23 protein-coding genes and 1 other RNA gene are annotated in these 23793 nt (G+C 37.7%); 13 read left to right on the top strand and 11 right to left on the bottom strand.

Features of this window, described 5'->3' with window-relative positions; genetic code table 11:
• The first annotated feature begins 84 nt into the window (after nucleotides 1-84).
• Nucleotides 85-441 (top strand): DUF1798 family protein, encoded by a 357-nt coding sequence (locus tag TY15_RS12870; protein ID WP_040208408.1) that lies wholly within the window; start codon nucleotides 85-87, stop codon nucleotides 439-441.
• Between the two features lie 33 nt (nucleotides 442-474).
• On the opposite strand, the gene yppF is transcribed toward TY15_RS12870, so the two are convergent.
• Nucleotides 475-684: a YppF family protein gene (yppF, locus tag TY15_RS12865; RefSeq protein ID WP_040208410.1), complete on the bottom strand. Its 210-nt coding sequence runs from the start codon at nucleotides 682-684 to the stop codon at nucleotides 475-477.
• A 187-nt stretch (nucleotides 685-871) separates the two neighbouring features.
• Between yppF and TY15_RS12860 the strand changes: the two genes are divergently transcribed.
• Nucleotides 872-1429: a YppG family protein gene (locus TY15_RS12860; protein ID WP_040208411.1), complete on the top strand. Its 558-nt coding sequence runs from the start codon at nucleotides 872-874 to the stop codon at nucleotides 1427-1429.
• A gap of 72 nt (nucleotides 1430-1501) precedes the next feature.
• Here the strand turns inward: TY15_RS12860 and TY15_RS12855 are convergent, their stop codons facing one another.
• Nucleotides 1502-1987 (bottom strand): Hsp20/alpha crystallin family protein, encoded by a 486-nt coding sequence (locus tag TY15_RS12855; protein WP_306454197.1) that lies wholly within the window; start codon nucleotides 1985-1987, stop codon nucleotides 1502-1504.
• 188 nt (nucleotides 1988-2175) lie between these two features.
• Here TY15_RS12855 and hcp point away from each other — a divergent pair, with 188 nt between their 5' ends.
• Complete coding sequence (gene hcp / locus TY15_RS12850) at nucleotides 2176-3474, top strand: hydroxylamine reductase (protein ID WP_040208412.1); 1299 nt, start codon at nucleotides 2176-2178, stop codon at nucleotides 3472-3474.
• A gap of 61 nt (nucleotides 3475-3535) precedes the next feature.
• Here hcp and TY15_RS12845 read toward each other — a convergent pair whose 3' ends face one another.
• Entirely contained in the window at nucleotides 3536-4234 is a 699-nt protein-coding gene (locus tag TY15_RS12845) for a Crp/Fnr family transcriptional regulator (RefSeq protein ID WP_040208414.1), read from the bottom strand.
• Nucleotides 4235-4450: 216 nt separating this feature from the next.
• On the opposite strand from TY15_RS12845, the gene TY15_RS12840 reads away from it, so the two are divergent.
• The 8 genes from TY15_RS12840 to TY15_RS12810 all read left to right on the top strand — a co-directional run bounded on the left by TY15_RS12840 (nucleotide 4451) and on the right by TY15_RS12810 (nucleotide 13734).
• Nucleotides 4451-6742 carry a DEAD/DEAH box helicase gene (locus TY15_RS12840; RefSeq protein WP_040208416.1) on the top strand — a complete coding sequence of 764 codons (2292 nt, stop codon included), beginning with the start codon at nucleotides 4451-4453 and terminating at the stop codon, nucleotides 6740-6742.
• A 2-nt stretch (nucleotides 6743-6744) separates the two neighbouring features.
• Complete coding sequence (locus TY15_RS12835) at nucleotides 6745-8016, top strand: ribonuclease H-like domain-containing protein (RefSeq protein WP_040208417.1); 1272 nt, start codon at nucleotides 6745-6747, stop codon at nucleotides 8014-8016.
• A 456-nt stretch (nucleotides 8017-8472) separates the two neighbouring features.
• Complete coding sequence (locus tag TY15_RS12830; RefSeq protein WP_040208418.1) at nucleotides 8473-8844, top strand: CotD family spore coat protein; 372 nt, start codon at nucleotides 8473-8475, stop codon at nucleotides 8842-8844.
• 125 nt (nucleotides 8845-8969) lie between these two features.
• The gene (locus TY15_RS12825) at nucleotides 8970-9539 is read left to right on the top strand and encodes an SLOG family protein (RefSeq protein ID WP_040208419.1); all 570 of its coding nucleotides are present in this window, start codon (nucleotides 8970-8972) and stop codon (nucleotides 9537-9539) included.
• Between the two features lie 126 nt (nucleotides 9540-9665).
• Complete coding sequence (gene gpsB / locus TY15_RS12820; protein WP_040208420.1) at nucleotides 9666-9968, top strand: cell division regulator GpsB; 303 nt, start codon at nucleotides 9666-9668, stop codon at nucleotides 9966-9968.
• A 79-nt stretch (nucleotides 9969-10047) separates the two neighbouring features.
• Nucleotides 10048-10450: RNase P RNA component class B (rnpB, locus tag TY15_RS23670), an RNA gene on the top strand.
• Nucleotides 10451-10634: 184 nt separating this feature from the next.
• Nucleotides 10635-11789, top strand: coding sequence for a THUMP domain-containing class I SAM-dependent RNA methyltransferase (locus TY15_RS12815; RefSeq protein WP_040208421.1), 1155 nt, complete (start codon nucleotides 10635-10637; stop codon nucleotides 11787-11789).
• A 22-nt stretch (nucleotides 11790-11811) separates the two neighbouring features.
• Nucleotides 11812-13734, top strand: a complete 1923-nt coding sequence (locus TY15_RS12810) for an ATP-dependent DNA helicase (RefSeq protein ID WP_040208422.1) — start codon at nucleotides 11812-11814, stop codon at nucleotides 13732-13734.
• Between the two features lie 85 nt (nucleotides 13735-13819).
• Here TY15_RS12810 and TY15_RS12805 read toward each other — a convergent pair whose 3' ends face one another.
• From TY15_RS12805 to TY15_RS12785, 5 genes are read right to left on the bottom strand one after another with little or no spacing between them, the layout of a single operon-like run.
• Nucleotides 13820-14119, bottom strand: a complete 300-nt coding sequence (locus TY15_RS12805) for a metal-sulfur cluster assembly factor (protein WP_040208423.1) — start codon at nucleotides 14117-14119, stop codon at nucleotides 13820-13822.
• Between the two features lie 13 nt (nucleotides 14120-14132).
• Nucleotides 14133-15377, bottom strand: coding sequence for a hypothetical protein (locus tag TY15_RS12800; RefSeq protein WP_040208424.1), 1245 nt, complete (start codon nucleotides 15375-15377; stop codon nucleotides 14133-14135).
• A gap of 14 nt (nucleotides 15378-15391) precedes the next feature.
• Nucleotides 15392-15598, bottom strand: a complete 207-nt coding sequence (locus TY15_RS12795) for a DUF2249 domain-containing protein (protein WP_040208426.1) — start codon at nucleotides 15596-15598, stop codon at nucleotides 15392-15394.
• Between the two features lie 31 nt (nucleotides 15599-15629).
• Complete coding sequence (locus TY15_RS12790) at nucleotides 15630-15863, bottom strand: DUF2249 domain-containing protein (protein ID WP_040208427.1); 234 nt, start codon at nucleotides 15861-15863, stop codon at nucleotides 15630-15632.
• 48 nt (nucleotides 15864-15911) lie between these two features.
• Nucleotides 15912-16604: a Crp/Fnr family transcriptional regulator gene (locus TY15_RS12785; RefSeq protein WP_040208482.1), complete on the bottom strand. Its 693-nt coding sequence runs from the start codon at nucleotides 16602-16604 to the stop codon at nucleotides 15912-15914.
• Between the two features lie 219 nt (nucleotides 16605-16823).
• Here TY15_RS12785 and TY15_RS12780 point away from each other — a divergent pair, with 219 nt between their 5' ends.
• Both TY15_RS12780 and TY15_RS12775 read left to right on the top strand, forming a co-directional pair.
• Complete coding sequence (locus tag TY15_RS12780; RefSeq protein WP_040208428.1) at nucleotides 16824-19190, top strand: nitric-oxide reductase large subunit; 2367 nt, start codon at nucleotides 16824-16826, stop codon at nucleotides 19188-19190.
• A 291-nt stretch (nucleotides 19191-19481) separates the two neighbouring features.
• Nucleotides 19482-21002 carry a carboxypeptidase M32 gene (locus tag TY15_RS12775; RefSeq protein ID WP_040208429.1) on the top strand — a complete coding sequence of 507 codons (1521 nt, stop codon included), beginning with the start codon at nucleotides 19482-19484 and terminating at the stop codon, nucleotides 21000-21002.
• A 66-nt stretch (nucleotides 21003-21068) separates the two neighbouring features.
• Here TY15_RS12775 and TY15_RS12770 read toward each other — a convergent pair whose 3' ends face one another.
• From TY15_RS12770 to TY15_RS12760, 3 genes are read right to left on the bottom strand one after another with little or no spacing between them, the layout of a single operon-like run.
• Nucleotides 21069-22736: a b(o/a)3-type cytochrome-c oxidase subunit 1 gene (locus tag TY15_RS12770; RefSeq protein WP_040208430.1), complete on the bottom strand. Its 1668-nt coding sequence runs from the start codon at nucleotides 22734-22736 to the stop codon at nucleotides 21069-21071.
• Nucleotides 22736-23212 carry a cytochrome c oxidase subunit II gene (locus TY15_RS12765; RefSeq protein ID WP_040208431.1) on the bottom strand — a complete coding sequence of 159 codons (477 nt, stop codon included), beginning with the start codon at nucleotides 23210-23212 and terminating at the stop codon, nucleotides 22736-22738. The genes TY15_RS12770 and TY15_RS12765 overlap by 1 nt, the downstream gene beginning before the upstream one ends.
• Before the next feature lie 21 nt (nucleotides 23213-23233).
• On the bottom strand, nucleotides 23234-23389 hold the full coding sequence (locus TY15_RS12760) for a cytochrome c oxidase subunit 2A (RefSeq protein ID WP_040208433.1): 156 nt from the start codon (nucleotides 23387-23389) through the stop codon (nucleotides 23234-23236).
• Nucleotides 23390-23793: the final 404 nt, after the last annotated feature.

Below are 23793 nucleotides of genomic sequence, written 5' to 3'. Positions count from 1 at the left end.
CTAAAATGGATCGTAATGATTAAGAGTAGCATGGAAACACTTATGCTACTTTTTTATTTTTGCTGATGAGAAGGGAACAAACAAATGTCTACAGAAATATTTCAGTTAACGGAGAAACTTTTACAGTATAACCACTTATTCTTAAAGTACTATCAAGAGGGGAGAGAAACTGGAAAATCCTACGATTTTCACGTGGTCATTAAGCCATTTGCTAATGAAGTCAAACTAATTAATGATGAGTGGAAAAGTGCGATGAGGAAATGGCTAACAACGACAAATCACAAACACTTGCATCTCAAGCAAATAGATACAACTTCGGAACACATTGAACAACTCTCGATTCAATCTTTTTTCCCGGCTACTAGCAAATCACGATTTTTAAATTCCCACCGTACAGTCGAATACTTCCTTTTAGAAATAATAAAGGAAGTTAATAAATAGAAAGAGATGCATATCGCATCTCTTTTGTCTACATTATGAATTTTGGATGAGGGAGTTTTCATTATCAGTTTCAGGTATAACTGCGCCTTGATTCTCAAGTTCACGGACAAGAAGACGATATTCAGTAATGCTGATTTCATTATGAATATATTCTTTCTTAGCAAAATCCATTAAAGCATTAACATCATCTGTAGTGTAATCCCGACTTTGAATAAATTTGCTTTTTAATTCACGAATGTCCATAATTAGCTCCTCCTTCATCTTTATTAAATCGTACCACGAAATAAAAGGATTTCTAGTTTTTAAAATATTTAAACTTTAGACAAATTTCCTGTGATTTTGACATTGCTAATTGTTTTTAGTGAATCACCTTTCCTCGATATTCTTCATAATGTGTAATAGAGAATATAAAAAGAGGAGATGTTTGCCCATGTTTGGAAATAAAAGACCAAATAATCACGTTCATTATGGATACTCGGGGCAAATGATGCATCAAGTTCCGATGAATCAGCAATGGAACCAGCAACAACAATTGTATCGAAATCAACCTATACCATACCATAACCAGTCGCAAAACAATGATTGGATGGCATATCAACAACAAAATCCATATTACTCTCAACCAATCCAGATGTATGGTCAAGGCTATCAAGGAGGTTTCGGTCCGCAAAATGTGCCATATTCAAATCAGCAAGGTGCACAAAAAGATGCTCAGTTCCTTTTTCAAAACCCATTGCAACCAAAGGACGAGATGATGCAACAGCAAGCCTATATGCCAATGAATGGATATCCAATGATGAATCCATACCCAAAAAACAGTGTTATGGCTAAACAACCAGGCGGTGTGCAATCATTTATGAATTCCTTCAAGTCACAGGATGGGTCAGTGGATCTAAATAAGATGGTAAATACAGCAGGACAAATGATGAATGCAGTAAACCAAGTGTCATCGCTAGTAAAAGGGTTCGGCGGATTTTTTAAAGCGTAATAAAAGACGGCCACATAAGCCGTCTTTTTGCATGTTCGCAAGATATTGAATCACATTACTTGCTTTGGTTTGCTAATCGTCTATCTCAATAACTTTCCCTTTTTCTTGCGGGATGCGGATTTGTAATAGACCATCACGGTAGGAAGCTTTAATCAGTTTTTCATTAATCACATGTGGAATGGAAATAGTTCTTGATGATTGCTGTCGAGTAGATTTTCGGCGGTAAAAAAGAGTTTGATCGTTTTCCTCGGTTTCTAACTCAGTATTTTCTACTGATATTGTTAAATAGTTGCCTGAGATATTTAAGTTGATTTGCTCCCTTTTAATACCTGGGAGTTCAGCAGTAATAATATATTCTGTTCCTGTTTCTACTTTGTCCACATGAAATCCTGCTCCAACAGGAAAAGGAGTTTTGAAAAAATCATCAATGGATTGTAAAAATCCCCGAATCGGTTTTTCTGTTAAAAAGTCATTCATTGATTTTACGATTTCGCGAAAAGGTTCAGGTACTGGCTTTTTGGAATTATTATTATCATTCGGATGAATGGATGACATCATCATTCCCTCTCTTTCCAATAATTTACTCTGTATCATATGCTAAGAAAACTAGGTAGGTGCCGTCATATTATTGCAATAACTTTTTGAACGATTTATTACAATTTGCAATAGTGTGATTTGAATCACACTATGAAAGTGAAAAAATTTGTACGCTATAGCAGTAATTTAATGGAAGGTGATGAAGAGAAATGTTCTGTTATCAATGTGAGCAAACACCAACTGGTGGCTGTACGGTTATGGGAGTTTGCGGAAAAGATGAAACAATTGCAAGCTTACAAGATACCATCATTTTTGGATTAAAAGGGATCGCTGCTTATCGGACACACGCGAACCAACTGGGTTATACGGATCCTTTTGTAGATGCAACTACACATGAAGCACTATACATGACATTGACCAATTCTAATTTTAATGTACAGGAGCATATTGATATGGCCATGAAAGTCGGTCAATCTGCTGTTCGAGTCATGGGTATGCTTGATGAGGCACATACGAAGCGTTTAGGGATTCCTGAGCCTATCAGGGTTAGCCAAAATAAGATTGAAGGAAAATGTATTGTTGTAACCGGTCATAACCTATTTGCATTAGAGGAATTATTAAAGCAAACAGAAGGTAAAGGGATTAATATTTACACACACTCTGAAATGCTGCCAGCACATGGCTATCCTGCATTAAAAAAATATTCGCATTTAATGGGGAATATTGGTAAGGCTTGGTATGATCAACGCCGTTTGTTTGAGAAATTCCCTGGAGCCATTCTGGCCACAACTAACTGCGTGATGCCAATTAAAGGCAGTTATGCAGATAGAATGTTTACATATGAGGTTGCAGGGCTCGAGAATGTTGAAAAAATTATCAATGATGACTTCACCCCTTTAATCAATCGGGCATTGGAACTTCCTGAAGCAGCCATAGAGTCTGATGAAACCTTGTTAACTGGGTTCCACCATGAAACGGTTCTAGGGATTGCACCAGAAGTAATTGATGCGGTAAAGTCAGGGAAAATCAAGCGTTTCTTCGTGATTGCCGGCTGCGATGCACCTGGTCATGGTGGAGATTACTATCGTGAACTTGCAACATCACTTCCTCCAGAAACCGTTATCTTGACGACTTCTTGTGGGAAATTTCGCTTTAATGATGTGGACTATGGTGTGGTACCAGGAACTGACATTCCACGATATATCGATTTAGGGCAGTGTAATAATTCTGGCTCTACGGTGAAAATTGCCATGGCATTAGCTGATGCATTTGGCTGTGAAGTGAACGAACTTCCAGTAAGCATTGTCTTATCTTGGTTTGAGCAAAAAGCAGTAGCGATTCTGTTAGGACTATTCAGTTTAGGCATTAAGGATATCCGAATTGGACCTAAACCACCGGAATTTATTTCAGAAGGTGTTCTTAACGTACTCCAAGAAACCTTTAATCTAAAGTTAATTAGTACAGCTAAAGAAGACATGGAAGATATGCTTCAACTGACAGCAAAATAATGACAAAACACCGCAGTCATGACTGTGGTGTTTTTGTGTAAATAGGCATCTTACGTTGGCATTATAATAAATTTATTTCCTCCATGAGAATATCAACATCAACGATCATGTCCCCATCCTCATCGACTTCAATTAATTCCTCTTTTTTCATTTTTGTTAAAGTACGGCTAATCGTTTCTCGAGTTGTTCCAATCATATTGGCAAGATCCTTGTTTGTAAATTCGGATTTTAATAGGATTGTTCCATCACCTTGATCCACTCCGTGTTTTTGTGCAAGCCGAATGAGAAGCTTAACAATTTGTTCATATGTATTATTTAAAATTTGTTCTTCGAGTCGGTTTTGTAAATCAACAATTTTCTCACCCAGAACCTTAAATACTTTGATACATAGTTCAGGGTTATCAATGAGTACCGATTCGAACTTTGAAATTGGAATCGTAATAAGTGTACTTGGTTCAAGGACCTCAGCATAGGCAGGATAGTCACCTTTTCTAAAGAAACCGACATGTGGAAACATTTCACCCTTCTTCATCATTGCTACAATTTGTTCTTTTCCATTGACGTCACTCTTGTAAATCTTTATTTTTCCATTAAAAATAAAGTAAACATTTTCTAATGGATCACCTTGGAGAAAGACATGGCTCTGCTTTTTCCATTCCCTAACAATAGCAATGTCAGTTATCTTCGTTAATTCAGCATCCGTTAATTCGCGGAAAAGAGAGAAATCTGCGAGTACCCTTTTAATATCATCTATCTTCATTTGCTCACCTTCATCTTCATTTCAGTTACTTCCTATTGTAACAAAAATAACTGATATAGTTTAATTAGAACCATGTCAAATTAAATAAAAAAATAGGAATAATCATGATTTAAAGGGTTGGAAGAATGTTCCACTCTGAAAAAGGGATAAAATTTTGGTTTTTTTCTTTTGTAACGAACGTTTATTCGCTAAAATAAGTGTAACGGGGTGAGGAACGTGAAGTTAAGAAAAAGTCTACAGGAAGTATTGAATGACTTAAAAATAAACAAAAAATTTAATGAAAATATTGTCACATGGCACACAATTGACAAAAAGCCGGCGCATGCTGTGCCGATGCCAGAGGGGATCCATCGGTTATTAAGACAATCCTTACATACAAGAGGAATTGAACAACTTTATACGCATCAAAACTCAGCATTTGAGAAAGTGATGGAAGGGAAGAGTGTTGTTGCAGTCACACCGACTGCTTCTGGAAAAACGCTGTGTTATAATTTGCCCGTCATCCAATCCATTCTTACAAATCCGAGCGCGAGGGCCTTATATATGTTTCCTACTAAAGCCTTAGCTCAAGACCAAAAAAGTGAAATCAATGAGTTGATTGAGGCTTCGGGTGCGGAAATAAACAGCTATACATATGACGGAGATACACCTGCGAATATTCGTCAACGGGTGAGACAAGCGGGCCATGTCGTTATTACGAACCCAGATATGCTCCATTCTGCGATCCTTCCACATCACACAAAATGGGTTTCTTTATTTGAAAATCTAAAATTTGTCGTGATAGATGAGCTCCATACGTACCGTGGAGTTTTTGGTAGCCATGTCGCAAATGTGATTAGACGCTTAAAGCGGATTTGTCATTATTACGGGAGTAACCCAGTGTTTATTTGTACTTCGGCAACAATCGCAAATCCACTGGAGCTTGCAGAGACACTTACGGAAGAAAAAATGGTTCTGATTGATAACAACGGAGCCCCTAGTGGAACGAAGCATTTTCTCTTTTACAATCCGCCAATTATTAATAAACCATTAAATATAAGGAGAAGTGCTACTCTTGAAGTACGAAATCTTGCCGGTGAACTTTTAAGAAATAAAATCCAAACAATCGTCTTTGCTAGAAGTCGCGTCAGGGTGGAAATTATTCTAACCTATCTACAAGAATTGGTAAAAAACCAATTAGGAGCAAAATCTATTATGGGGTATCGCGGTGGATACTTGCCAACAGAACGGAGAAAGATTGAAAAAGGGTTACGTTCTGGAGACATCTATGGGGTTGTTAGCACAAATGCCCTGGAGCTGGGGGTTGATATCGGTCAGCTGCAGGTTTGCATTATGACAGGCTATCCAGGAACCATTTCAAGTGCCTGGCAGCAAGCTGGTAGAGCGGGGCGTAGGCACGGGGAAGCATTGGTTATTATGGTGGCAAGTTCAAGTCCACTTGATCAATATATCATTCAGAACCCTGATTACTTTTTTAATAAAAGTCCAGAAACGGCTAGAATCAATCCGGATAATCTAATTATCTTAATTGATCACATGAAATGTGCGGCTTATGAGCTTCCATTCAAGGAAGGAGAGCAATTTGGAAATGTTGGCACAGAAGAATTATTGGAATACTTAACAGAAGAGCGAGTACTATACCGTAACGGCGATAAATGGTATTGGATGAATGATTCCTTTCCAGCCCATAATATTAGTTTGCGGTCCGCTTCACAGGAAAATGTCATTATCGTTGATCAATCAGATGTAGCTAATGTTAAAGTGATCGGCGAAATGGATCGCTTTTCTTCCATGACACTTCTCCACGATGAAGCCATTTATTTACACCAAGGGGTACAATTCCAGGTTGAAAAGCTCGATTGGGAAGAAAAAAAGGCGTTTGTACGAGAGGTGGATGTTGATTATTACACTGATGCTAATTTAGCGGTCCAATTGAAAGTATTGGAAGTAGATAAACTACAATCCAGGGATGGGGCTGAAATTGGTTATGGGGATGTTAGTGTTAGGGCTATGGCGACAATTTTTAAAAAAATCAAATTCGAGTCACATGAAAATATCGGTTCGGGCCCAATCCATCTCCCAGAAGAGGAGCTCCATACGAGTGCAGCATGGATTTCATTAAATAAGTCATTCGCCGAAATGGGCCATGAACGGCTCGAGCAAGGTCTAATTGGAGCCGCCCATGCCCTCAATCACATTTCTCCATTATTTGTGATGGCAGACCCTCAAGACATCCATGTAATACCACAAGTGAAGGCGGATCATAACGAAAAACCAACGATTTTCTTCTATGATCGCTACCCTGGTGGAATTGGTTTAAGTGAAAAGATTCACTCCGGTATGGCGGAAGTACTGTTTGAGACATTAAAAATGATTAACCATTGTCAATGTCATTCGGGGTGTCCATCTTGTATTGGCACAGATACAGCAAGTGAAACAGCAAAAAATGATGCAATAAATATTATTGAGTCTTTCTTGCAACCATCTCTAACAGATATGGAAGTGTAGAAATGTCGTTAAAGAATAAATTAAATCGCTTAAAACCTCATCTGACAGGCGGGAGTCAGACTGAAAGTGGGAGCAACAAACCCGAACTGCCCTTCATTGATGTCCCATATCGGGAGAAGTGGGAACAAGAACAAGTAAAACCTTTTTTCTTAGAACAAGATTATTGCTTAATACGTGAAGTGAAATACCCACTATCGCAGCAACATGGACGGTACTGTTTTCAGGATTTTTTAACAGCAATTGATTTATGGAACCAACACCCTATTAGCCATCCATTAGCAGCTGAAGGGCATCGAGCAGAGGATTTGTTCTTTTTTGATACTGAAACGACCGGGCTTGGTGGAGGAGTTGGGAATACCATTTTTTTACTTGGATATGCTAGTGTTTCAGGTGAACACCTTATTTTAAGACAACATATCCTGCCACATCCTGGTGCAGAAGTTCCCTTATATCAAAGCTTTTTAGAAAAGGTGAATTATCGAACCCTTGTTACCTATAATGGTAAATCGTTTGATTGGCCACAAGTCAAAACAAGACATACTTTAGTAAGAGAGAATGTACCTAAACTACCTGAGTTTGGCCATTTTGATCTATTTCATGCAGCACGAAGGCTTTGGAAGCATAAATTAGAGCGGATGAAATTGTCTATTGTCGAAAAAGAGGTCCTAGGAGTAGAAAGAGTGGATGATATTCCTGGCTTTTTGGCTCCGATGATTTATTTCGATTTTATTGAAAGGAAGCAGCCTGAGGGGATGCTGGGAATTATTAAACATAACGAGATTGATATATTATCACTAGTAACCTTATACACCCATTTAACCTTTCAATTATACGGGATTGATCAAAAGCAAACGCGACCAGAATCGTTTGAAGTAGGACGGTGGTTTTCTTCCCTGGGAGAAAAAAACGAAGCAACAAAAATTTTAACTAATCTTACTACCGATGGAGATATTACCTCCTATAAGGCTAAGCTAATCTTGGCATATCAGTATAAAAAGGAACGTAATTGGATTCAAGCACGTGATTTATTCTTGAGCGTTGCCGATTCTGGAGATAGGCAAATGATGATAGAGGCAAATTTGGAACTTGCAAAAATATATGAACATAGACTTAAAGACTATGAGCTTGCCATCAACTATTGTCAAAATGCAATTTCTTTGTTAACAAAGGAAACGAATCTAACAAAAATAAAAAAATTTTTTTCAGAAGAATTACTTCATACTAGAATAAAACGTTTAAAACAAAAAAGCGCTAAACTACTGTTTAAGGAATAGGCACTATAAACTGAGGAATAACAGTATTTTTAAACAAGGTTTTATAAATGGACACAAATTCTTAATAATTTCTGAAGAAAAACCAGTAATTTCATATTGTTTATCTGAGTCGAAGAAGGTAAAATGGGAAATTGGATTGAGGAAAAAACGACTCTAAAAACCATATGGAGCTGGTAATATGTATAAAGCGATTTTATTTTTATTTTTTATTGTCGTATGTTTGACTGCCGTCGTGTTTACTAGTTTAAAAGATACCTTTAATTCAGTGCTTTAAAAGTATCTCGAGCAACTTACAAGCCCTAAAGGGCGGTACATGATACATTTCTAAATACAAATACTGAGAATATTGGTAAATAAATTTGGAATAACAAAAAATAGGTATTTTCATTAGTACAAGAGTAGCTCCCTTCACATAGGCTGTAAATGTAAACAATAATATTGAAGGGAGATTATAATATGTATCTTGGAACCAATTTCATGCCTCCAGTCATTCATCCGACTCAACAAATTGTGAATCATACGTTCTCAACGACGGTGGTGCCACATATCCATCCTGTCCACACAACAACGGTTAATCATCATATGTACCAACATAAACACTTCTGTCCACAAACATCTTCTTGTGCTGAAGAGGTATGTAATCAACAAATTAACTGCTGTAACCCATGTGCTCAAGGTGGAATGCCAACTTCAAATGCTCTACCAGGTATGGGCATGGGGGGCCCAGGCTTCGGACCAGGAGGCCCAGGCTTCGGACCAGGAGGCCCAGGCTTCGGTCAAGGGGGTCCGGGCTTCGGACCAGGACCATTCATGGGACCTAGACCATAAGAAGGCTTGTTTCCATGCAAGGGCAGTTATGCCCTTGTTTTTTATTGTTGTACTATATGGTATGCTCATTTTATAAAAATGTTTGTCCAATTAATAAATTTATAAAAATTGAGGAGATTATGTTCTTGGTTAAAGTACTGGCCATATCGGGATATAAACCTTTTGAAATAGGGATATTTAAAAAAGACGATCCATCTGCCTTGTTTATTAAGGCTGCGCTCAAAAAGGAGCTTATGCCCATGGTAGAAGCAGGCCTAGAATGGGTGTTAATCAGTGGTCAATTAGGTACTGAACTATGGGCAGCCGAGGTTGTATTTGACTTGCAAGTGGAGTTTCCTGATTTAAAGCTTGCTATTATCACGCCCTTTTTGGATCAAGAAGCGTCTTGGAATGAAGCGAATAAAGAGTGGTATGCTTCTATCCTTGCCCGGGCAGATTTTATTGAATCTGTTACAAAAAGAGGGTATGAGAAGCCATGGCAATTTCGCTTGAAAAACCAATTTTTTATTGAAAAAAGTGAAGGACTTCTCCTTCTGTATGATCCTGAAACGGAAGGAAGCCCGAAGTATCTGTATGAATTGGCAATCGAATACCAAAACAAACAATCATATCAAATTCAACTTATCACATTCTACGACTTACAAATGATTGTCGAAGAAGAACAAATGAAACTATCAGATTTTTCAGGAATGTAAAGTTTTTTTATCCATATAATGAATTGAATTATGAAACCTTTACAAACAAAACACAAGAAAATTGACAAAAGCACTTATTTTTGAAAAAATAATAGGAAATGATTGGCGAATACTGAGGTGATTTTGATGCTGGCTGATAAAGTGAAATTAACTGCTAAGGACATTTTGGAAAAAGAGTTTAAAACAGGCGTCCGAGGTTATAAACAAGAAGATGTTGATAAATTTTTGGATTTAATTATTAAAGATTATGAAACCTTTCATCAAGAAATTGAGGATCTTCAGCAAGAAAATTTACGTTTGCGTAAACAACTTGAGGACTCTTCTAAGAGACAGCCGGTTGCCCAACCTGCTGGGACAACAAATTTTGATATTTTAAAGCGATTGTCAAATTTAGAAAAGCATGTTTTTGGTAATAAACTTTACGATTAACAAATTGTACCGTTATTTCCTAATAAAAACCATTGATTAAACAATAGGAAATACATATAATAGAAAAGTATCATTAATGACGTTCGGGTAATCGCTGCAAGGATCATTTTGTGAATTGCAGAGGAAAGTCCATGCTCGCACGAGCTGAGATGCTCGTAGTGTTCGTGCCTAGTGAATTCATAAGCTAGGGCAGCTGAGGCTAGCATTCAGCTGACGGCCGGGAAAATACCTAAGTCCTACAAGGATATGGTATGAATACCTATAAAAGTGCCACAGTGACGTAGTCTTTCCAGAAATGGAAAGAGTGGAACGGGTAAACCCCACGAGCGAGAAACCCAAATAATGGTAGGGGCACTTTCTCTGAGGAATTGAACGAGGAGAAGGACAGATTCTATTTAGAATCTGTAGATAGATGATTACCACCTCAGTACGAGACTTAATAGTCGTTTGCAGTACTATGGTACAGAACATGGCTTACAGAACGTTATTAATGGGATTGAATGCTGGATATTAACGGCTCTCCTGAATAGGGGAGCTTTTTTATTATTATAATAACTACGATTGTGCATTTGCATGCTGTTTCTTGTCAATAATGAAAGCAAATATGACGTTATTTTTGCAAGTGAACTATACATACAATTGATTGGGTTAAGGGTGAAGATAAGAATGGGAAATTATCAAATAATTGCTACTGCGGCGATGGGGCTAGAGTCTTTAGTCGCAAAAGAAGTCAGAGCACTTGGTTATGATTGTGAAGTTGAAAACGGTAAGGTTACCTACACTGGGGACGAAACGGCTATTGCCCGCAGTAATTTATGGCTGCGAACAGCTGATCGAATTAAAATCAAGGTCGGTGAATTTAAGGCATATACGTTTGATGAATTATTTGAAAAAACAAAGGCGCTGCCATGGGAACAATTCCTATCAGAAGATGCAGAATTTCCTGTTATCGGGAAATCTGTGAAATCAAAGCTTTTTAGCGTATCTGATTGTCAGGCTATTGTAAAAAAAGCAGTAGTCGAACGACTGAAAAAGCATTATAAGAGAAGTACCTGGTTTGATGAAACTGGTGCACTATACCGTATTGAGGTGGCTTTGTTAAAGGATGTTGCCACGATCACGATAGATGCCAGTGGTCAGGGACTTCATAAGCGTGGCTATCGAATTGATCAAGGTGAAGCTCCACTCAAGGAAACGCTCGCTGCAGCACTTGTGATGTTAACAAATTGGCATGCAGATCGCCCGTTTATTGATCCATTTTGTGGGTCTGGTACTATTCCAATTGAAGCAGCGATGATTGGACAAAATATTGCTCCAGGTTTTAACAGAGAGTTTGCTTCGGAAAACTGGAATTGGATTCCCTCGAAGATATGGGATGACGCTAGGATTGAAGCAGAGGACTTGGCAAAATATGACCAACCAATAGACATAACTGGTTCAGATATTGATCACCGGATGGTAAAGATTGCACAAGAAAACGCTTTTGAGGCTGGATTTGGTGAGCTAATTCATTTTAAGCAAATGCAAGTCAGAGACATTTCCACCAGTAAGGAATACGGTGTCATTGTCGGCAATCCTCCATATGGTGAAAGACTTGGAGATAAGAAGGCTGTTGAACAGATGTATCAGGAGATGGGGCAGGCATTCAAAAAGCTTGATACTTGGTCCATCTATATCATGACTTCCAATGAAGAGTTTGAACAGCTATATGGAAAACCTGCAACAAAGAAACGGAAACTATTTAATGGATTTATCCGCACAGATTTATATCAATATTGGGGAAAAAGACCCCCGCGTCAAACTGATGATTTGATTAAATAGGTGTTTTTGAGGGAGGGGTTAGATGCAGAACAGAATGCCGTTTGAGGTTTCTAAAACAGAATCCTTTTACGATAAATTAAGTGAATGGATTGGCGACATATTTTACGATATTTTGCCGGAAGCAGGTTTTGAACTAAGGGATGAACAAATTTACATGGCCTTTCAATTAGAAAAAGCCTTTAAAGAAAAAAAAGTTATGTTTGCCGAAGCTGGTGTTGGAACAGGAAAAACCATTGTTTATTTACTTTACGCAATCATGTATGCACGATACACCAACAGACCTGCTATAATTGCCTGCGCAGATGAGACTTTAATCGAGCAGCTTGTAAAAAAAGAAGGGGACATTGCAAAACTTGAGAACATATTAGAGTTAAATGTAGATGTCCGTTTGGCAAAATCAAGAGATCAATACCTTTGCTTGAAAAAATTAGATCAGTATCGAAATAATGACTTTTCAGATGAAATTTCGGATGTGTACCAAAAATTGCCGGACTTCGTCCATTCAGTCGGTTCGATGCAAACATTTGAGCGGTATGGTGATCGAAGAGATTACCCTTCTTTATCAGATGAAAAATGGAATAATGTCAATTGGGACGCCCTTCAGGATTGTTTTTCCTGTGAAAAGCGTCATCGTTGCGGGTTGACATTACATCGTGAATTTTATCGACATTCTACAGATTTAATTATTTGTTCCCACGATTTTTATATGGAGCATATTTGGACAAAGGAATCACGAAAACGAGAAGGACAGCTGCCATTGTTGCCAGAACATTCTTCTGTTGTTTTTGATGAGGGACACCTGCTAGAATATGCAGCACAGAAAGCATTAAGCTACCGCTTTACTGATTATACGCTAGAGACGTTATTAAAGAGATTAATGGAAAATGAAGTGCGGGAAAAAACGTTAAACACAGTTGAGGTTGCACTTTTAGAAAACGAAGCATTTTTTGATGCTATTTCTCAATTCTCTTCCCAATCAAAAGGATCCGATAAACAGGTCATTACAAAGCATCCTATCGTCTTGAAGAACTGCCGGAAGCTATTGGCTACCCTCCAAGCATTAGAGGAAGAATTGGTTTTTGAAAGTGAGTTATACGTCATCAACGAGTACGATTTGAAAATTGTTGAAGAGTATTTGGAGCAAATCACTTACTCCTTATCACTTTTCCTTCAAGAATTAAATGGAATCACTTGGTTTGAAGAAAGTGGCGTAGAACGAACCCTTGTCATCATGCCGAAAATGGTAGAAGAAGTGATGAGGGAAGAGGTGTTCACGCAGAAAAAGCCGTTTATTTTTTCATCAGCGACATTGTCAAACCAAAAGTCCTTTGATTATATGGCAAATAGCTTGGGAATAACTGAATTTCTATCCTTCTCCGTGGCATCACCGTTTGATTATGAGGAAAAGATGGAGATTTATCTGCCACGTTTCTCAACTGAGGATATGAACAGTAAAATCGATTATCTGATTCAAATGATAAAGAAGTCGGAGGGCCGGGCCCTAATCCTATTGAATAATAGGGAAGAGCTCAGTCTTTTGAAGGAACAATTGCCAGCGGCCATTCCATATCCTATTTATTTTGAAGGAAGCGAGGAAATTAGCACGCTTGTTTCGAAATTTCAAAACGAGGAACATGCAGTGCTATGTTCTTTACATCTTTGGGAAGGTCTTGATATCCCAGGAAGATCACTTGAAAATGTGATGATTTTTTCCTTGCCATTTCCTCCTAATGATCCTGTTTTTACAGCAAAAAGAAATGGTATCGAGGACGCATTCCAAAAAGTGGATTTACCTTATATGCTCCTTCGTTTGCGGCAGGGAGTTGGGAGATTAATTAGAAGTGAAAACGATCAAGGAACGGTTCATATTTTACTTGATGATAATTTACAACCAAGTGTTTTAAAAGAAATTGTAGCAGTACTTCCAACAGATCCAAAAGAATAGCAGGCAAAATAGAAAAAGCGGAAGCACCCAATGGTGTTTCCGCTTTTCCTTTTAAAGAATAAGAATGTAACTTCTGCCTAATGATTTACCGTCCTAGATAACTTCTCCCTTCTGCTGTCATTTTATCTGGCGACCAAGCTGGCTGCCAAACGAGATTGACTTCTACCTTTCTTGTTTCCTCCATTGCTTCAACACAATAACGGACACCTCTTGTGATGCTATCATGAAGGGGGCAGCCGGGTGTTGTTAAGGTCATGGTAACTGTAACATCAGCTTCGTTCGTAATTTCAACCTGATAAATTAGGCCTAGGTCAACAACATTTATATTTAATTCTGGGTCATAAACACTTTTTAACGCTTCAAAGACTTTTTCTTGTAAATTCATATGAAACACCTCACTATTTTTTAAAGACACTAAAGATGCTTAGTGAAATTATGATAAATATGATCGAAAGAACGAATTGCCCTATATTAAAAAGAATGGTTATTTTAAAGGCAAGTGCACAGAAAACCGTAATGACTGCACCTATAAATATTGAAAGGATGGGAGTAATGATTTTTTCATTCATCATATCCTTTAGGGAAGGTACTTTAGCTTTGCCAATTTCCTGACTATATTTATAGGTCCACCATAGGAATGGAACGATCTTGTACAAATATCCAACAATACTCAGGACAATCCACAGTAATAGGTATACATAGACAAGTGGTCCAATAAGTGCACTACTATCATGACTACACCATGTTATAAAGGCAACTAAGTGAATGATGTTACCAATGCAAATAGCAATTAGAGAGAAGGTAAACGGTTTATCCAACCTTTTCTTCAACCTCTTTTTAACAATTAACCTGATATGCCAACTGAAGATTGAAAAACCAGCTAATAATAATAGGAAACCTAGTTTTAGTAGGATGCTACTACCAGTAAAAAATGAAATGAGTGACACGATAAGCCCTACTATATATAATCCATACACATATCTAGCGTGGACCATCGGGAATCCATGGGATAAAGCAAACATTGGCACCATCTTATAAGAAAACCCGAAGATTAATAGTGTAAACCAGCCAGTTATCCCCATTAATAAATGACTTTTGAAAATAGCTTGGTAATATGCTGCTCCAACACCTGTTTTTAAGCAATAGATTAAGGTAATCCCCAAAGTTATGGTAATAAATAAGCAAACTAAGGCAGAACCAACAAAGGCCGTCAAAATGGTTGGTTTTTTTTGCATTTTAAGTGTCATAAACATCTGAAATAAAAACATAAGGATTCCTAGTAAGGTAAGGATTCCAGGAATGAGTGCCCTTTGAGGAGCCCAATAGAGCATTGCTGAAAATGTAGATATACCCGCAGCCGTAACAATAAATTGGATATATCCAAATTTCTCATTCCATATTTTCGTGAGGAAGGCAACAGGAACGAGCTGGTACATCGATCCCATTGCAACCATTAACGCCCAACCTAGGACTAATAAATGGGCTGAGGACCAGATAGCAGGAATTCTAAAGCTTCCATTTACCATCATTTGTCCATTTACTAGTAAGAGAATTTGCGAAAGAACCAGGGCGATTAAACTAAAAAAGATAAATGAGAAAGGAAGTTTGATGTTTGTTTCACTACCCATATTTTGTGGAAGCATAGTTGTTCACCTTCTTATCGGAAAATCTCAATTTTAAAGCTTCCGTCATTTTGTTGTTCTGTTCGTTGCTGATAGCCTAATTCTTCTAGCTGTTCATATAGAAACATAGGTCTCCTGTCATTAATAATTGTCAAGACCTGATTTTCGCCTAATGTCTCCAAGGCAGCTAATGTTCTCATCATCGGCTGCGGCGGCTCTAATCCCCGGTTATCTAATATCATGGCAATTCCCCTCCATCATTTAATAGATACATTAACTTTTCTTTGTAAATGTGACCTTCCAATGCTTCCTCTCTAATTCTTCGACCTCATGAATAAATCCTTTGGCCTTTAATACTGCAAAAAGTGGGACGGGTTTAAAGGGGGCATGAAGGATAAACTTGTCATTCTCCTTACATTCTTTAATCGCCTCCATAATTTTTTGAAATGGTTCGATTTTATTTTTTAAATCCTCTCGTACATCTAGCTCAATTGTTTTGTATTCCAACCTTATCAACTCCTCGCATTTGATGAATATATCTGACCCAATATATGTTTAATAGAATAATTCCTGCTGCAGTGCCTCACGGTGAATGAGGTAAAATCCATTCTCGTCCTGGGTGATATATTCCTTTTTTTTAACTTGATTAATGGTTCTGCTGACTGTTTCCCTAGAGGTGCCAATCATATTAGCTAGCTCTCGATTGGTGAACTGGGTGGTCAGTCTATAACGATCTCCCATCTTTTCCCCATTTGATTTGCAGAGTCTAATTAGAAGTAAAATAATTTGTTCGTACGTATTATGAAGAACTTGCGCCTCTAAACGTCCTTGGAGGTCAATAATCTTTTCTCCTAACACTTTAAATAGCTTTATACAAAGTTCTGGATAAGAGATGAGTATTTCCTCAAATTTATCAATGGGAATCACTATGAGAGTAGCATCTTCCATTACTTCCGCATGTGCGGGGAAATTTCCGGTTCTAAAAAATCCAGCATGTGGAAACATTTCTCCAGGCTCAAGCACAGAAATTAATTGTTCTTTGCCTGATTGGTCCGTTTTATAAATTTTTATCTTCCCACTATGAATGAAGAACACTCGATCTAGAAGATCATCTTGCATAAAAACATACATTTTATGCTTATAAAAGCGAGTTTGAGCAATTTTAACAATTGGATCAAGCTCTTCCACCGACAACTCTTTAAAAATAGGTACATGTGATAACCTTTTAACTATGTCTTCTTGCCTCATTAACATCACCTTCATATTATTAATTCGATTTATCATCATTGTAGCAATGATTCACCAGTCAATATGTGACCTCCATCATAGCTGGAGGAATTTATGAAAATAATTCTCAGTGGAGTGAGAATTATCACAGTGATGGAATGAGGTGCTTCACTTTATCTATTTTGATTCAACGTTACAATACGAAAGGAAATGTGACGAAATAAGAAAGGATGAATTGGCATGGAGATACAACGGGGGACATCAACAAAAAAAGTGGTGAAGACCAATAAAAATGGCTTATTGAAATCTATTTTAGTACTTACAATCTTACTAAGCTTCACCGTCTTGCTTGTTGGTGGCTATTGGATATTTAAGGAGCAAGCGCCAAGACCTATAGAGGTTACCAATGAAAAGGGTGATGTTCTTTTTACAAAGGACTCGATCATGGGTGGGCAAGCTGTTTTTCAAAAGTATGGATTGATGGACTATGGTACAGTTTTGGGACACGGATCCTATATGGGACCGGACTATACAGCTGAAGCTCTTAAAATATATACAGAAGGAATGCAAGATTATAAAGCAAACGATAAGTTTGGAAAAGAGTTTACTGCATTAAATGAGGATGAAAAATCTGTTATAAAAAATAATGTAATAAAAGAAATGCGTAAAAATCGCTATGATAGTAAAAAAGATACAATGGTGTTAACGAATGCTCAGGCATTTGGACTTGAGAAGGTAAGAGACTATTATAAAGATATATTTACAAAAGGTGATGGATGGGGATTAAAGGCAAACCTAATAAAAGAAGGCGATATGCCAAAAACCGATCGTGCCTACGTCGCGACGGGGGACCAAATTACGCAAATCTCTGATTTCTTCTTTTGGACTGCGTGGTTATCAAGTACTGTTCGTCAGGGGGATAAAATTACCTATACTAATAACTGGCCATATTATGAAGATGCCGGCAATCATGTATCATTCTCTGCTGTTTGGTGGAGTGGTGCGAGTATCACACTATTTGTCTTAATGGTCGGAGTTATTCTGTTTGTGTTTTACCGCTATAAATTTGGGATGCAGGAAGCCTATAAAGAAGGCAACTTCCCACGTATTGATGTTGGTAAAATGCCGTTGACGAATTCTCAGGTAAAGAGTGGGAAGTATTTTGTAATCGTTTCGGCATTATTCTTTGTACAGTGTATGTTTGGGGCTCTACTAGCTCACTATTATATTGAACCTGATAGTTTCTTTGGAATAAAGTGGATTCACGAGATTCTTCCTTTTAATATTTCAAAAGGGTATCACTTGCAACTTGCTATTTTCTGGATTGCAACTGCATGGCTTGGTATGGGAATATACGTAGCTCCTCTTGTCGGTGGTTATGAGCCTAAAAAACAAGGTCTATTAGTAGACATTCTCTTCTGGGCATTAGTTGTTTTAGTAGCCGGTAGTATGATTGGTGAGTGGCTTGGAGCAAATGGCTACCTTGGAAATAATTGGTTCTTATTTGGTCACACTGGTTGGGAGTATATTGAGTTAGGACGTATTTGGCAGCTGATTCTAATTGTAGGTATGTTAATCTGGCTATTCATCGTCTATCGAGGCATTCGTGCGGGGCTTAAGAGAGAAACAGATAAGGGCGGACTTATTCATCTATTATTTTACTCTGCGATTGCGGTTCCTGCATTTTACGTGTTTGCCTTATTCATTAACCCAAGCTCTAGTTTTACATTCGCTGACTATTGGCGCTGGTGGATTATCCATTTATGGGTAGAAGGTATTTTCGAAGTATTTGCCGTTGTTGTAATTGGTTTCTTATTGGTGCAGTTAGGACTTGTAACGAAAAAATCTACAGTAAGACAGTTGTATTTCCAATTAATTCTTTTACTCGGCAGTGGTGTAATTGGTATTGGACACCATTACTATTACAATGGTTCTGCAGAAGTGTGGCTTGGACTTGGAGCTGTATTCTCTGCATTAGAAGTAATTCCGTTAACCTTGTTAATACTTGAAGCATATGAACAGTACAAAATGATGCGTGAAGGTGGAGTTAATTTCCCATACAAAGGAACCTTTTGGTTCCTCATCTCCGTTGCCATCTGGAACTTGGTTGGAGCAGGGGTACTTGGTTTCTTAATTAACCTTCCAGTAGTCAGCTATTTTGAACATGGACAATTCCTAACACCGGCACATGGTCATGGATCTATGATGGGGGTATATGGAATGTTTGCATGTGCCGTACTCCTATACTCGTTGAGAAACATAGTGAAACCTGAAAGCTGGAACGATAAATGGCTTAAAATTAGCTGCATCTTACTAAATGTTGGTCTTGCAGGAATGGTATTCCTATCATTACTACCTGTTGGGATCATCCAAATTAAAGAAGCTTTTGATCATGGCTATGCGGCATCACGCTCAGCAGCCTTCCTTCAAAAGGATATTGTGCAAACTCTATTAACATGGCGTGCGGTGCCTGACACCATTTTCCTTATTGGTGTAGTAATATTAATGGTATTCTGTGTGAAAGCATTATTCAATTTACGTAAACCAACCCATAAAGAGGGAGAAAGACTCCCTGTAAAAGATTTGGCATTGGATGACGAAGAGTAGTTTAAAAAAATCCGTAAAGCTTAGCTTTGCGGATTTTCCTTTTCATTAGATATAGCGGCCTTCACACAATCATAGCATTCGAAACAGTAAATCTCTCTTTCATCCGTATGGACACCATTAAAAAAACCGTCAATGCAATAAATTTCTTTTTTGCAATCTTTACATGAACCCACTAATTCTCGCAAAATCCTCACCCTCCAATTTATATTATATCTTGTTCATAACTGTACAGATATATATTTTTCAGAATAATATGTTAAAATTTAATGGGTAGAAAAGGGGGAATATCGCTTGAAGCTTGAGCAATTAGAGAAAGATTTTTTGGATTATGTGAAAAAAATATCCGCATATAATGAAGCGCTAGGACTAATTTATTGGGATTTAAGAACCGGTGCACCCAAAGAAGGGGTGGCTCAACGTTCAGAAGTAATCGGAATGCTGTCTTCGGAGGTATTTAAAATGTCTACTTCAGAGGAAATGGCAGCCTATATTGCTAATTTGTCAAAACAGGATTTACCGGAAAAGACGATCAAAATTCTTGAAGAATGCAAAAAGGAATATGAACGAAATAAGAAAATACCTGCAGAGGAATATAAAGAGTTTGTTATTCTCCAATCAAAAGCGGAAAGTGTCTGGGAGGAAGCGAAAGCAACGTCGGATTTTGCTTTATTTAGTCCATACTTAGAAAAGCTAGTAACCATGACGAAAAGGTTTATTAGCTATTGGGGTTACGAAGAAAATAAATATGATGTTTTATTAGATATGTATGAGCCAGGTGTTACGGTGAAAGTATTAGATCAAGTATTTGCGGAACTAAGGGAGTGTATTGTTCCCTTGGTTAAACAAATTTCTGAATCTCCGCATAAGCCTAATACAGGTTTTCTATTCGAAAGATTTTCAAAGGAAAACCAACGCGAATTTAGTTTGAAAATCTTAGGAAAAATGGGTTATAACTTTAATGCTGGAAGACTAGATGAAACGGTCCATCCTTTTGCTACTGGATTAAACCCTGGTGATGTTCGTGTCACAACGAATTATGATGAAAATGATTTCCGTACAGCCGTGTTTGGAACGATTCATGAAGGCGGTCATGCTTTATATGAACAAAATGTCTCCAAAGATCTAATCGGGACCCCGCTTTGTGGTGGAACTTCAATGGGAATTCATGAATCCCAGTCTCTTTTTTATGAGAATATTCTTGGAAGAAGTTTTTCCTTTTGGAAAAATAATTATGATCTTTTAAAGGACTATGCAAATGATCAGTTTGATCAAGTTTCTATTGAAGATTTTTATCGTGCAGTGAATGAATCTAGAACCTCTTTGATAAGAATTGCAGCCGATGAATTAACGTACCCACTACATGTGATTATTCGGTATGAAATAGAAAAAGGGTTATTCAATGATGAATTTGAAGTAAAAGACTTACCAACTATTTGGAACAACAAGTATGAAGAGTATTTAGGTATACGTCCAGAGAATGATGCAAATGGAGTTCTTCAGGATGTCCATTGGTCAGGAGGAAGCTTTGGTTATTTTCCATCCTATGCCCTAGGGTATATGTATGCAGCCCAATTTAAGCATAAAATGCTCGAGGAGCTTCCACATTACGATCAATTAGTCGAGAACGGAAATCTACTTCCAATTAAAGAATGGTTAACTAAAAATATCCATCAATACGGAAAAATGAAAAAGCCATTAGAAATCTTGCAAGATGTGACAGGAGAGGGGTTAAATCCCACTTATTTAATTAATTATCTTTATGAGAAATATGGGGAAATATACCGATTAAATAAGGAAGAACCACAGAAATAAAGATATGATTCATAATGACAAAGAAAAGGCTTCAATCTAGTCGATTGAAGCCTTCTTTTATAAATGCTACCACTTACTCCAAGTTTGGAAGCCCTTTGATCCAGGTGGTGCATTTTGAATAATGTCGATAAATGGAATCGTGTAGGCGAATAGAATAAGTACAGCAGTAATACCAAGCCATAATTTCCAGTTTTCAAATACCATCGGAGCCTTTTCTTCAGTATTCTCTGCCTCAGCGACTGGAAATTCTTCCTCACCTTTAGGAGCAAAGAAAGCAAGATTAATAAAAATAATCAGTACTAGGATAATACCAAGAAATAAAATAGATCCACCAACGGCTTGGGCTACTTGATAAGGAATCCACTCAGCAGCTTGCTTTGCTCCGCCGTAAGTTGAGAACGCAGAACGTCGTGGTCCTCCAAGAAGACCTTCGATGTGCATAGCACCAGACATAAATACCATACCAATAAACCAAATCCATGCTTGAATAATACCTAATTTATTCATTGCCTTCGTTAATGTACGTCCTGTTAAATGGGGAATAAGCCAATAGGAAATTCCAAAGAACGTCAAGACAACAGATGTTGCAGCAGTTAAATGGAAATGGCCTGTTACCCATATCGTGTTATGAACCACTTGGTCCATTTGGTTGGATGCATTTATGATCCCACCTGCACCGGCAGGGATAAATGATGCCATTCCAATAAATGGTACAGTGAAACGTGCATCATTCCATGGAAGTACTTTAAACCACCCAAATAGCCCTTTTGCACCTTTAGAGCGACCATACCGTTCGAAGGTTGCGAACAATGAGAAGGCAGTCATTAAGGATGGAATGATAACCATGAAAGTTAGGATAACTTGAAAAAACTTCCATGCTGGGTCAATACCAGGTTCAGTTAATTGATGGTGAAAACCAACCGGGATTGAGAAAAGAAGGAACAATATAAAGGATAAACGAGCTAAGGAATCAGAGAAAATCTTTCCGCCAATTATTTTTGGAATAATTGCATACCAGCACATATACGCTGGGAGTAGCCAAAAATATACTAATGGATGGCCAAAATACCAGAATAAGGTCCGACTTACTAATACATCCACTGTGTCCACTAATCCAAGTGACCATGGTAGCAACTGGAACAGAACTGTTGCGGCGACCCCTAGTGTAGCGACAATCCAAAGAACAGTATTAATTACAGCCATAAAGCTTAATAGTGGACTTGGTTTTCCAGGATTGTTCTTGCGCCATCTTGCATAGGTGATAATTTGTGCTGCACCGTCAATCCAGCTTCCAACAACAACGAATGTCAGGCCAAGATAAAAAATCCAGTGTGCTTTTAATGGTGCATAAAAGGTATACAGAACAGACGCTTCCTTAAGTAATACCATTGTGGCAGCCATTAAGGTTCCAACCAGCATAATCCAAAAGCCAATCCAGCCGGTCCGTCTAGCCGCGTTCGAGTGTCCCCCTGTGGTTCGGCTAACGGCAGCATATTGAAATCCCATGATAAAGAAGGTTGTTAACACAAGTCCCATTAATACACCGTGGACAGTTAAAATTTGATAATAATCAATACCCCAAGGAAGTTCCCATTTACCAGAACGAACAAGAGTTTGCAGAAGTCCCATTAATCCGCCTAGTGCAAGCGCAGAAAAGGCAACGAAAAAATGTGCCATTGATAACTTTGCATCACGTGGGTCCACTTTTATTTTTGATGCTGTAGAGTTAACCATTATTTTACCACCTCAATCTTCGAACTCATTAAATGATGACCAGCACCACAGTATTCATTACAGACAATTAAATATTCTCCGGCCTTGTCAAAAGTAGTCGTATATTCACTGACGTATCCTGGTTCAAGCATCATATTAATATTTGTCCCAGCTACTTCGAAGCCATGGATGACATCTTTTGTTGTTGCAATGACTTTCACTTTTGCACCTAGAGGTACTTCTACCTGAGCAGGATTATAGGAGAAAGCAGAAGCTACAAATACTAACTCATAATCCCATTCTTTTCCTTCAACCTTATTTAGACCAGGCTTATTAAATGGTTTAGTTTGATCAACCTTTTCAGGGTTAATTGTTGTTAAGCAGCTTGGTGGTTTGTTTCCAAGATAGAAGGCGCTAACACCAACTACTGATAGAAAAATAACGAGACAGCTAACTCCGAAAATTAGCCAAATTTTTTCAAATTTATGAATATGCATGGTTTTTCCCCCCTTCAAACATTAAAACCGATCAACAAATAAGTAATAGACACTTACCCACGTCACAATGATAAACGCCCCCAAAAAGAAAACAGATGCTAAAGTCCCTTTGAGAGAAGAGCTGTCTTCAACTTCTACTTCTGTTTTTTGTTTTGTTTTCAGTTCCGCTTTCGCCATCTCTTTCCACTCCCTTCAGAAAATGTGAAAATTATTAATAAGTTCTCTTTCATAATACAAAACAATTGCGAAAGTAAAATACGAAATTTCAAAGTTCACAAATTGTTCATTCCTTAGGTATCTACTATGTTAAAGTTAAAAACCTACTGTAACAGTGATTTTTATCACAAATACCACGGGGTAAATGTGAATTAAATGTGAACGATCACACCTTATATGTGATTAAAGTAATTGAAAATCTTTTATAAATTACGAGGCGTTTGTTTTTAACTACATGTAACAAACTGGAAAATTGAAAATAAAATAATAAAAACATTCAGTAATTTTGATGGAAGTGAGTGGTTTAGTTGGAGAAATATTATTGCGAATATTGTCGTCTCTTATATAATGAAGTAGAATTTTGT

Source organism: Neobacillus jeddahensis (assembly GCF_000612625.1).
Taxonomy (GTDB): domain Bacteria; phylum Bacillota; class Bacilli; order Bacillales; family Cytobacillaceae; genus Neobacillus; species Neobacillus jeddahensis.
The sequence above is the reverse complement of the archived record's forward strand: the minus strand, read 5'-3'. Positions and strand labels throughout refer to the sequence as shown.

Excerpts from the sequence above, each read along its gene's own strand:
- TY15_RS12855 (WP_306454197.1), bottom strand. The coding sequence starts at position 1,987 with ATGATGTCATCCATTCATCCGAATGATAATAATAATTCCAAAAAGCCA.
- TY15_RS12795 (WP_040208426.1), bottom strand. The coding sequence starts at position 15,598 with ATGATATTAGATAACCGGGGATTAGAGCCGCCGCAGCCGATGATGAGA.
- TY15_RS12785 (WP_040208482.1), bottom strand. The coding sequence starts at position 16,604 with ATGAGGCAAGAAGACATAGTTAAAAGGTTATCACATGTACCTATTTTT.
- TY15_RS12770 (WP_040208430.1), bottom strand. The coding sequence starts at position 22,736 with ATGGTTAACTCTACAGCATCAAAAATAAAAGTGGACCCACGTGATGCA.
- TY15_RS12845 (WP_040208414.1), bottom strand. The coding sequence starts at position 4,234 with ATGAAGATAGATGATATTAAAAGGGTACTCGCAGATTTCTCTCTTTTC.
- TY15_RS12800 (WP_040208424.1), bottom strand. The coding sequence starts at position 15,377 with ATGCTTCCACAAAATATGGGTAGTGAAACAAACATCAAACTTCCTTTC.
- TY15_RS12815 (WP_040208421.1), top strand. The coding sequence starts at position 10,635 with ATGGGAAATTATCAAATAATTGCTACTGCGGCGATGGGGCTAGAGTCT.
- TY15_RS12780 (WP_040208428.1), top strand. The coding sequence starts at position 16,824 with ATGGAGATACAACGGGGGACATCAACAAAAAAAGTGGTGAAGACCAAT.
- TY15_RS12765 (WP_040208431.1), bottom strand. The coding sequence starts at position 23,212 with ATGCATATTCATAAATTTGAAAAAATTTGGCTAATTTTCGGAGTTAGC.
- TY15_RS12870 (WP_040208408.1), top strand. The coding sequence starts at position 85 with ATGTCTACAGAAATATTTCAGTTAACGGAGAAACTTTTACAGTATAAC.
- TY15_RS12760 (WP_040208433.1), bottom strand. The coding sequence starts at position 23,389 with ATGGCGAAAGCGGAACTGAAAACAAAACAAAAAACAGAAGTAGAAGTT.
- TY15_RS12835 (WP_040208417.1), top strand. The coding sequence starts at position 6,745 with ATGTCGTTAAAGAATAAATTAAATCGCTTAAAACCTCATCTGACAGGC.
- hcp (WP_040208412.1), top strand. The coding sequence starts at position 2,176 with ATGTTCTGTTATCAATGTGAGCAAACACCAACTGGTGGCTGTACGGTT.
- yppF (WP_040208410.1), bottom strand. The coding sequence starts at position 684 with ATGGACATTCGTGAATTAAAAAGCAAATTTATTCAAAGTCGGGATTAC.
- gpsB (WP_040208420.1), top strand. The coding sequence starts at position 9,666 with ATGCTGGCTGATAAAGTGAAATTAACTGCTAAGGACATTTTGGAAAAA.
- TY15_RS12860 (WP_040208411.1), top strand. The coding sequence starts at position 872 with ATGTTTGGAAATAAAAGACCAAATAATCACGTTCATTATGGATACTCG.
- TY15_RS12830 (WP_040208418.1), top strand. The coding sequence starts at position 8,473 with ATGTATCTTGGAACCAATTTCATGCCTCCAGTCATTCATCCGACTCAA.
- TY15_RS12805 (WP_040208423.1), bottom strand. The coding sequence starts at position 14,119 with ATGAATTTACAAGAAAAAGTCTTTGAAGCGTTAAAAAGTGTTTATGAC.
- TY15_RS12810 (WP_040208422.1), top strand. The coding sequence starts at position 11,812 with ATGCAGAACAGAATGCCGTTTGAGGTTTCTAAAACAGAATCCTTTTAC.